The sequence below is a fragment of the Treponema sp. R6D11 genome (assembly GCF_054786075.1).
In genome coordinates this window covers 1-2,892 of sequence record NZ_BDHD01000208.1, presented here as the reverse complement: position 1 = coordinate 2,892, position 2,892 = coordinate 1, and the positions used below count along the sequence as shown (strand labels likewise).

The window sequence follows — 2,892 nt, the reverse complement described above, 5'->3', positions numbered from 1 at the left end:
GTATAATAATATATAATAAAGCATGAAGTTAAAACCGTCAATTACGGCTTTTTTGATATTTTTTACGTCTCTTACTGCCGTTTATACGCAGAATACGGCTTTTCCCCGCCTTGCCCCCGACCCAAAAGCGCTTGAATATTTCCGTCTTGGCGAAAAAGGCCCCTACTCATGGACGGCGTTGGCGGAGATAAGCCTTTGGGCGTCCGGGGACGCTTCGGCTTCTAATATTGATAAAATCCGCGCCGCCGCCGATTCGATAAAAAACGCCTCCGACCTTCCCGATTCAAATAAGGACAGGGCCGAATATGTCTTAACGTTCATGCATAAAAACATCGCAAAATCGTACTCGATTTATCAGACAAGAATTGACACTTTGCTTACCACGGGCAGGTACAACTGCGTGTCTTCCGCCGTCCTGTATATGATCCTTTGCCAATCCCTCGGCATAAACGTAAAAGGGGTTATGACTAAGGACCATGCTTTTATAACAATTCCAATGGGCGACGAAGATATTGACGTTGAAACCACCAACGCTTACGGGTTTGATCCCGGCAACCGCAAGGAATTTCACGATCACTTTGGAAAAGTGACGGGGTTTACATACGTGCCGGCTAAAAACTACCGCGACAGGCAGACGATTTCCCAGATAGAGCTTATCTCCCTTATTTTGAACAACAGAATCGCCGATTCTGAAAGGCTTAACCAGTTTGCCGATTCTGTTCCGATTGCGATTGACCGCGCCGCCCTTCTTAAAGGCAGCGCCCTTACGATTGCATCGATAAAAGAAACGCAGGAAACGATTTTTACCGACCCGCGAAAAGACCTGATGGACAGGCTTTTTAATTTCGGTTCCATGCTTTTAAGGGCGGGCAAAGAGGAAGATTGTCTTCGGTGGGTGGCGGCCGCGTCTCCCGTTTATCCCGATGATAATCGCTGGCAGGAATTTACACTGGCTGCGGTGAACAACAACCTTACAAAACTGATAAAGGCGAATAAATTCGCGGACGCGAGAAAATTTCTTGACGTACAAAAAAATGTTTTATCGCAGGCAAGTTACGACAAACTTGACGTCTTGCTGGTAGACTCGGAACTATTCGGCATGGCGAACAGGATTCGCACCGCCGCCGACGGGGACAATGTCGTAAGCGCCGTCGAACAGGCGCGCAACGGCGGGAAAATTCCTGAAAAGCGGGCTACTGAACTGATTACGTTCGCCGTCCAGAAAGAGGCGTCTACTATAAGCGCGACTCCCGCCGGAAACTGGCGTGCTGCGATTCAATATTTAGAGGCTTCCCTTTCGCACATCGGCGCGAACCGCGAGCTTGAGCAGGCGTTAACCGTTTACAAAGGCAATTTGGTTGCGGATTACCATAACCGCTTCGCCACGGAGTGGAACAAGAAAAACTTCAATGAGGCGGAGCGCATTCTGAACGAAGGGCTTGCGGAGTTCCCTGGCGACAAGCAGTTATTGTCGGATAAGCAGATTATCGCGAAACAGGGGAGATAATTTCCATTTTAATCCCACTTTTTGAACATAAAGAAAACGGCGCACAAAATGAAAACAAACCCCACGATATAATTCCATTTAAATTGCTCCTTTAAATAAGTAATGGAAAAAATCGTAAACACAATAAGCGTAATAACTTCCTGTATCACTTTAAGCTGAGCCGGCGAATAATACGAATACCCTATACGGTTGGCAGGAACTTGAAGGCAGTATTCAAAAAACGCTATCCCCCAACTGACAGGGATTACAACCCACAACGGGCTTTCCCTGAACTTCAAATGCCCGTACCACGCAAACGTCATAAATACATTTGAGGCCATAAGCATGGCTATCGGGATTAAGCTTTTTATTTCCATGGTTTTTCCTTTTGTGGTTATTTTACTGGAAATGGCGGAGGATTGCTAGAGTGGGCAGTGAGTTTACCACCCCCTCAATTTGTATGAATAGGCAATATCCGGCATATAATAATAATTAACTATTTACAGCACCACATTATCAATCCGACTATTATCGATAAAATAATAAGCGGCGCTATAGCCTCAGCATTTCTATCACTTTCTATTTTTTTCTCTAATTCTTTATATTTCTGATGTTCCGCATAAGCGTTTGATTTAATTAATGTCGCATCACGTTCGTTTGTATAGAAATAAACATTATACCCGCATTGCCCGCATTGGTTGTTGCAGCCCCTGTAATTATATTCAGCGCAATTTTTCGCCAATTTATATAACTCATCAAACGCCTTATCCTTATTCATATCTACCTCCTTAATGACCCGCCATATTTGACGATTGCAACCATTAATAGGGTATTTATCCCTTCTAATACATATAATGCCTAAAATCTGGAAAACTTAAGGTTTTTAAGGACAAATATTCCTACTTTTCAATAAAAATGCCCCCCTTAAAAGCGTTAAATCTACGTTTTAGGTCTTCTTCGCTTTGCGGTTTTTCCATTCTAAGATACAGGGAAAAGCCTATTTCGGGATCAGGTTGTTTGGCTTTTATGATAGAACCCATAAAACCGTTATTATCCTTGACCGAAACAACGGGATTTTCGTTAAAAGGAAATTCTTCCGATATCAAATCGTTCCAGTTATCAGCGTAGCTTGTACCAAGTCTCGTACCATGCTTAGTATTCCGATAAAGAATGATGTTTTCCCTTCCCCTTTGGTCGCCACGTAACATAATCTTACGGATGCCAAATTCAGGTTTATTATCCCGTTTATACCAAAAAGGAAACAGGAACAATCCGGATTTATTGTTCCAATCAAAAACTTGCTTGTCTGTGTTGATTGATATTTGACCGCAGTTTAAGGAAAAAGACTGTTTTTTGCCGTTCCAATTAAAACGCATATCTTTCAGGAAATCAGGAATATATTGAGT

General features: G+C 43.1%; 4 protein-coding genes. 1 reads left to right on the top strand and 3 read right to left on the bottom strand.

Translation table 11 applies throughout. From position 1 onward, the window contains the following. The first annotated feature begins 22 nt into the window (after positions 1–22). Positions 23–1,507: a hypothetical protein gene (locus ACYVTD_RS11270; RefSeq protein WP_461247868.1), complete on the top strand. Its 1,485-nt coding sequence runs from the start codon at positions 23–25 to the stop codon at positions 1,505–1,507. Positions 1,508–1,515: 8 nt separating this feature from the next. Here ACYVTD_RS11270 and ACYVTD_RS11265 read toward each other — a convergent pair whose 3' ends face one another. The 3 genes from ACYVTD_RS11265 to ACYVTD_RS11255 all read right to left on the bottom strand — a co-directional run. Further along, entirely contained in the window at positions 1,516–1,863 is a 348-nt protein-coding gene (locus ACYVTD_RS11265; RefSeq protein ID WP_461247867.1) for a DMT family protein, read from the bottom strand. A gap of 119 nt (positions 1,864–1,982) precedes the next feature. Next, positions 1,983–2,264, bottom strand: a complete 282-nt coding sequence (locus tag ACYVTD_RS11260; RefSeq protein WP_461247866.1) for a hypothetical protein — start codon at positions 2,262–2,264, stop codon at positions 1,983–1,985. 121 nt (positions 2,265–2,385) lie between these two features. Next, positions 2,386–2,892 (bottom strand): hypothetical protein (locus tag ACYVTD_RS11255; protein WP_461247865.1); only part of this gene is annotated, 507 nt, incomplete at its 5' end.

What these genes read in the sequence shown, in the direction of transcription:
- ACYVTD_RS11270 (WP_461247868.1), top strand. Translation starts at nt 23, where the DNA reads ATGAAGTTAAAACCGTCAATTACGGCTTTTTTGATATTTTTTACGTCT.
- ACYVTD_RS11265 (WP_461247867.1), bottom strand. Translation starts at nt 1,863, where the DNA reads ATGGAAATAAAAAGCTTAATCCCGATAGCCATGCTTATGGCCTCAAAT.
- ACYVTD_RS11260 (WP_461247866.1), bottom strand. Translation starts at nt 2,264, where the DNA reads ATGAATAAGGATAAGGCGTTTGATGAGTTATATAAATTGGCGAAAAAT.